This is a genomic window from Nostoc sp. (genome assembly GCF_036916575.1).
GTDB lineage: Bacteria > Cyanobacteriota > Cyanobacteriia > Cyanobacteriales > Nostocaceae > Nostoc.
The window spans coordinates 1-6,152 of sequence record NZ_JBALGC010000076.1; the positions used below are offsets into that span (position 1 = coordinate 1).

Consider the following 6,152-nt stretch of genomic DNA (forward strand, 5'->3'; position numbering starts at 1 on the left):
CTAATTTCAGCCATGCTCTCTAAGTATACAAATTTACATAGTACTTAAATACTATAATATTGCGATCGCCCTGTGCCAGTTGCGTAAGTCCTGAGAAGAAACCATGACGGCACTGACTGAGGTAGTGCGTCAGGGAAAAGCTCGTTACATCGGCTTTAGTGAATGGAGTCCGCAGCAGATCCAAGCAGCACTAAATCTTCCTGATGTTGAACGCTTTGTTTCCAGCCAGCCCCAGTATTCCATGCTGTGGCGCAAACCGGAAGCACAGGTGTTTCCATTGTGTGCAGCTAATGGCATCAGTCAAATTGTTTGGTCGCCGTTGGCTCAAGGTGTACTCACAGGTAAATACCAGCCAGGACAGGCTCCACCTCCAGATTCTCGTGCTGCCAGCGAAAAGATGAATTCGTTTTTGATGGAGGAGTTATTTAACGAGCGCACACTAACAGCAGTACAAAAGCTCAAACCCATTGCCCAAGATTTGGGGTTGAGTATGCCACAATTAGCTCTAGCTTGGATACTACGAGATGAGCGTGTGTCTTCAGCAATTATTGGTGCTAGCCGTCCAGAACAAATTGTTGATAATGCTGGTGCATCAGGAGTACACCTAGATACAGATGTACTGGCAGCGATTGACCAAATACTGGCATCGGTTGTTCAAAGGTAAGGAAAGTAGCTAGTTCTCGGAGCGAACCCAAAAGTTTTGTTGTCTTGCTGTCAAGGATATACCTTGAAATGAACTGCATTGCGCGTAGCTCGTTTCCACACCAACAATAGACTAGATTATGGCGATCGCTTATTTGAGTGAGCTGAAGCTGGGGATAGCTAAAAAATCAAATGTCCAAGATCGAGGCGAAAGTACTTTTCTTGTGAGTAAGTGCCTGACATTAGTAGCCTAGCAAGCAAACTCATCGATAAACAGAAGAAATTAGTTTTAGCTCTCTAAAAGCATTTTAAGCTATTCATCTATTGGTGATAATTTTGCTTGTAACACAGTTTCTATAGCTGTTTGTATTTGAGGATCTACTCCTTGGGCATATTCTAGAGGAAATGGAATATTAATGTCTGGTATTACACCTTTACCTTCTAGCCTTTGATTGCCGTTAACAAATACATTCGTAACTGCAACATAAAGCAAGCTACCATCTGGCATTAAATAAGGACGACCTGCAAGTACGGCTCCTGCCGTTTGAGTTCCAATCACTGAGCCAATCTTACTTTGTTGAAACCCAAACGCCAGAATTTCTTTACTACTACGACTGCCTGAGTTCACTAACATCACTACAGGTTTTTTCCATTGATAGTTATAGGTATAACGGCGTTGGTTTCGTGGAATGTTAGTGATTCTGAGATTATGTTTGGCAGTAAAGATGTTGAGATAACTAACATCTCCTCCACCCCATCCATCTCTTAAATCTAAAATTAAAGCATCTGCATTTTTTAAGCGACCATAAATCAGTTCATCTTGAAGTTGTTGCTGGTAGGGGTCTGCTGCATTTGACCAGATATGAATATAACCAACTTTCTTGCCATCTTGCTCAATTAGCTTAATACTGGCTGTCTGAGCTTGCAAGAACATCGTGCTAGGATCAAAAATTTTTGGGACGACAGCAATTTCTTGCTGGCTGCTGGGTTCAGGCGATCGCTGTATCAACATTTTGATGGTTTGTCCTGCTTTTCCAGCAAAAGAGTGTATTGGATCATACGAGTAACCATCAACATTTAAAATTTGATCCCCCACCTTGAAGCCAGCTTTCGCCGCAGGGCTTTCATCAAGAATAGAACTAATAAATGTTTTGCCATTGATATCTTTAGTGAACAAGCCAATATCAGTGTATTCAACTTTACCTTTAGGGAAGAACTTTTTTAATTGCTTATTTAATTCCGAATTTGGAGTTAAGAAAATTCCTAAAAGTTGATAGTAAGCAGGTTCATCTTGAGTATAAAACCGAGTATGAGAAGATTTGAGTTGAGAAAGCATTTGATTAAGGACATTAGCAACATCTTTAGTTAAGTTAGCTTTTATTAGCTGAGGTTGATATTGTTTTTTAATGGACTTCCAATCTACTCCATTAAAGTTAGGATCGTAAAAATTATCATTTATAGTTTGCCAAAATTGCTCAAAAATCTGAGCTTCTGATTTGGCAAATATTGGCAGAAGCGGCGAATTAAACCGCAGGATAAGCAAAATAGAAAAACTTAAAATAAATACTATAACTGAATTTTTTAAGAAAGCGAGATAGAATGTTCTCATGTTATTGTGTCTCTAAAATCAATAACTTTATCACCAGTGATGAAAATCCTTAGTTATTAGTTCCGCTTGTACTATTTTTAATTTTTGTCAGCTTGCTTTTTGAAGTATTACTCAAAAAAAAAGCGTAATTACAAGATTAGAAAGAAATAAAGTACTTTGCAGGTCAGTGAGGTATAAATACATGACTCACGCATCAAATAGAGTTTTTACTTTCTGCCTCCTTCTACCGACGCTCTCTACGAGACGCTGCGCGTAGCTTGCTTCTTTGTAAGAGTACGCGGACTTGCTACCGCTACGCTATCCTGCCTCAAAACCTGATGCATTTATGACTAATATTTATCAGACTTTGGATAGAAGCGCTAAAAGATGTATTTTAAATTCATTAATAGTATTTGACTGTATTAGGACTTACGCAAAAATCGCCAAAAAGCTTAATTTATCGAACCGCCAAGACCGCCAATAACGCCAAGAATCGTAGAGTGTGCGTAAGTCCTATGTATATTAACCAATGCAACAGCGATCGCAATTAGCTCAATGTGGTTCAGTTAAGAAAGTTCCTCTGTGAAGGCAAGGGAACAGTTACGAAAAAGCAAGCTGATTTCAACTGTATTGGTTTATCGCCCAGAGGCACAGGAAATTAGTACAATTTTTAGATACTAGAGTTTTCAGCAGGAAAAAGATTTGAGCCAAAGTCTACCTATAGCACCAAGCCGAAAACTGAAGATTACGATCCTAACAGTAGGTTCAAGGGGAGACTTGCAACCATACTGTGCTTTGGGTATTGGGTTAAAACGTGCGGGGCATAAGGTAAAGGTAGCAGCGCATGAAAACTTTGAGTCGTTTGTCAGAAAGTTCGATTTAGAGTTTGCACCCATAGCTGGAAATTTTCAAGAGTTCTTGCAATCTAAACAAGGGCAGCAATTGATTGCGGGAGAAAAGTTGAAAAAAGAAGAGGGAGATAAACTTTTGCTTCAACAGTTGGAATCAGCTTGGGGTGCGTGTATTGGAAGTGAGGTGATTATCTACATGCCGCTAGCTACCTTTGGATATCATATCGCAGAGAAATTAGGCGTACCTTGCTTTTTTGCATCAGTTCTGCCGTTGACTCCCACAGGGATGTTTGGGTTTTTGAGATTTGCTCAAATAGCTAAAAACCCGTTAAAGAAAGTGATAAACTATGGCAGCTACTTGCTAGTAGAGTTTTTGCACTGGCAAAGATATCGTCCACTACTCAATCACTTCAGAACAGAAACTTTGAAATTGCCGCCTTTACCATATTTGGGCAGACGCTTCAGACAGAAGACTCCGGCAAATGTATCGCAAATTCCTGTCTTGTATGGATTTAGTTCACATGTGATCCCAAAACCTGATGACTGGCCGCATTGGGCGTATGTGACTGGTTTCTGGTTTATTGACCAAGCCTCTGAATACGAGCCACCTCTGGAACTAGAGGATTTTCTTGGACGAAAGCAATTACCTTTATGTTTTGGATTTGGGAGCATGACGATGCCCAATCCAGAATATCTCACACACTACATTGTGGAAGCCTTAAAGAAAACACATCTTGGCGGGATTATATTGTCAGGCTGGGGAGATGTTGGAAGAACAGTGAATATAAAAGATTCGCTACGAGTGTTTGTGATTAAGGAAGTTCCTCATGATTGGTTATTTCCTCAAGTGTCGGCAGTAGTACATCACGGAGGAGCTAGTACAACTGCGGCAGTATTACGCGCAGGGATACCGTCAGTGACAGTACCCTTTTTTGCAGATCAGCCAGTTTGGGGTGAGAAGCTAACCCGACTGGGAGTAAGCCCACAACCAATACTATACAAGAAAGTATCAGAAGAAACCTTAGCAGAGGCGATTAAAGTAGTACTGGGCGATGAGAAGATGCGCTCAAAAGCCCAAGAGTTGGGAGAAAAAATCAGGGGTGAGGATGGGGTGGCAAATGCTATTGAAGCATTCCATCGGCATTTGGGGTTAATTGAGTAAGTTAATACAACAATTAAATAATGCAATAAATAATTTAGCTCAATCCAATACTCAGCAATCCCAACAGCCTCTAATTCAACCTTAGATTAGAAATATCGGAGATTTGTGTCACTTAATTGCAAAATCGAAGACAATTGCAGATGCCGCATCTTTACACCAGGTAATATCCAAAATTAAGGTTGATGAAGTTATCTATATTAAATTTCTATAGTACTGAATGAGATTACAAGCGTATAATGAGCAAATTGTATGATTAAGAAAGTGCCAAGCTGCTCAGTTACTAATGTCCAGTAGCCAAATTTGCTTGATTGACTATTGCACAGGTAGACTCTTTCCGTCAGCTCCAGAGGGAACAGTGCTGTATTCTAGTGCTAGCACAGGTTGGCGGAATATTACGGTCGAGTATCATCGCATTCCATCGACTGAATTTCCTGAACATTACATTCAAGGACATCGCTTGATGGTGCATATCGGCGTACCGACAATCTTTGAATGGAAAGAGGGCAATCAATGGCGGCAGACCCGATTACAGCCGGGAGATTTCTGCTTGCAAAGTCATGGCGAAATCAATACCCCTCGCTGGCATAACCCTTTAGAAATTCTGGCGATCGCCCTTGAACCAGAGTTTGTCAACCAGATTTTTCATGATACTGAAGCCCCTTTAAAAATTGCCTTTCAGGAGCAGCGGGGTGGATTTGATCCCGTGATTACTCAGTTTGCAACCCGGATGAGCCGGGAGTTGGAATCAGGATACGGTGGTATACTTTATAGCGAATCAATGGGGCTAGCCTTTGCGTTGCACCTGCTCGAACAGTATGGCGATCGCACGGTCAACCTGACTCGACCGCGCGGCAAACTGTCATCAATGCAACTGAGGCAAGTGCTTGACTTTATTCACGACCATCTGACAGGTGAACTGAATTTAGTTGATCTGGCAGCCCAAGCGAATCTGAGTGCCTATCACTTTGCTCGCCTGTTCAAACAGTCGATCGGACTGGCTCCCCATCAATATGTGCTGCAAAATCGCGTGGAACGGGCAAAGAGGCTGATTGAAATTTCAAGTAATCCAACCTTAACTGACATTGGCTTTCAAGTAGGCTTTTATGATCAGGCGCACTTTACTAAAGCCTTCAAGCAACTAGTGGGCGTTTCCCCTAAAGCATTTGCTAAAGCGATTAGCACTTCGGATAACTTTGCAGATGCAAACTGAGCAAGAATTTACAATTTCTCAAACGCTTGCAGATGCAAACTGAGCAAGAATTTACAATTTCTCAAACGCGGCTGCTTGTTACTTTGATTTCAAGTGGATGAACAAACTTGAGACAACAGTAAAGGAAAGCAGCGATGACAGACAACATGCGTCGTCGAATTTTGGCAATGGGAGCTGTGGGTGCAGCAAGTCTAGTAGGTGTGTTTACTTCTAGTAAAGCAAACGCCAACACTCAGATTCCGCCTGCACCAGAAACGACAACTCACTCGAATGGAAAATTTGCACAGAAGGTAGTGTTGATCACAGGCGCAACCTCTGGTATCGGCGAAGGTACTGCTTATGCATTTGCCCGCGAAGGCGCAAAGGTATTTTTCTGTGGTCGGCGCGAGAATTTGGGCAAACAGGTCGAAGCCAAAATTAAGGCTTTTGGCGGTGAAGCCACATATATGCGAGCTGATGTCCGACGAGAACAAGAGGTCAAGGCATTAGTTGAAGCTTGTGTGAGCAAATATGGCAGGTTGGATATTGCCTTCAATAATGCTGGCATTCTCAACCCGAAGTTTGCCAGACTGCATGAGCAGCCCACAGCAGACTTTCTCGACACTAGACCTCTTGCAAAAGTCCCAAATGCGTGGGACAAGTAAGTTAGAGTTGGGTAGCATTGATGACTTACGAACAAGTAAAAAGCTTAAAGCCAGA

Annotated in this window: 5 protein-coding genes; 4 read left to right on the forward strand and 1 reads right to left on the reverse strand. The window is 41.8% G+C overall.

Annotation, left to right across the window (positions count from 1 at the left end):
* The first annotated feature begins 103 nt into the window (after positions 1-103).
* Entirely contained in the window at positions 104-664 is a 561-nt protein-coding gene (locus tag V7L29_RS15875) for an aldo/keto reductase (RefSeq protein ID WP_334736090.1), read from the forward strand.
* Between the two features lie 291 nt (positions 665-955).
* On the opposite strand, the gene V7L29_RS15880 is transcribed toward V7L29_RS15875, so the two are convergent.
* On the reverse strand, positions 956-2,251 hold the full coding sequence (locus V7L29_RS15880; protein ID WP_334736091.1) for a S41 family peptidase: 1,296 nt from the start codon (positions 2,249-2,251) through the stop codon (positions 956-958).
* A 681-nt stretch (positions 2,252-2,932) separates the two neighbouring features.
* Between V7L29_RS15880 and V7L29_RS15885 the strand changes: the two genes are divergently transcribed.
* From V7L29_RS15885 to V7L29_RS15895, 3 genes are all read left to right on the forward strand, one after another.
* The gene (locus tag V7L29_RS15885) at positions 2,933-4,243 is read left to right on the forward strand and encodes a glycosyltransferase (RefSeq protein ID WP_334736092.1); all 1,311 of its coding nucleotides are present in this window, start codon (positions 2,933-2,935) and stop codon (positions 4,241-4,243) included.
* Positions 4,244-4,598: 355 nt separating this feature from the next.
* Complete coding sequence (locus tag V7L29_RS15890; protein WP_334736093.1) at positions 4,599-5,453, forward strand: AraC family transcriptional regulator; 855 nt, start codon at positions 4,599-4,601, stop codon at positions 5,451-5,453.
* A gap of 134 nt (positions 5,454-5,587) precedes the next feature.
* Entirely contained in the window at positions 5,588-6,097 is a 510-nt protein-coding gene (locus V7L29_RS15895) for an SDR family NAD(P)-dependent oxidoreductase (protein ID WP_334736094.1), read from the forward strand.
* The last annotated feature ends 55 nt before the right edge of the window (positions 6,098-6,152 follow it).

Coding starts and splice junctions, on each gene's coding strand:
- V7L29_RS15875 (WP_334736090.1), top strand. CDS start 104: ATGACGGCACTGACTGAGGTAGTGCGTCAGGGAAAAGCTCGTTACATC.
- V7L29_RS15880 (WP_334736091.1), bottom strand. CDS start 2,251: ATGAGAACATTCTATCTCGCTTTCTTAAAAAATTCAGTTATAGTATTT.
- V7L29_RS15895 (WP_334736094.1), top strand. CDS start 5,588: ATGACAGACAACATGCGTCGTCGAATTTTGGCAATGGGAGCTGTGGGT.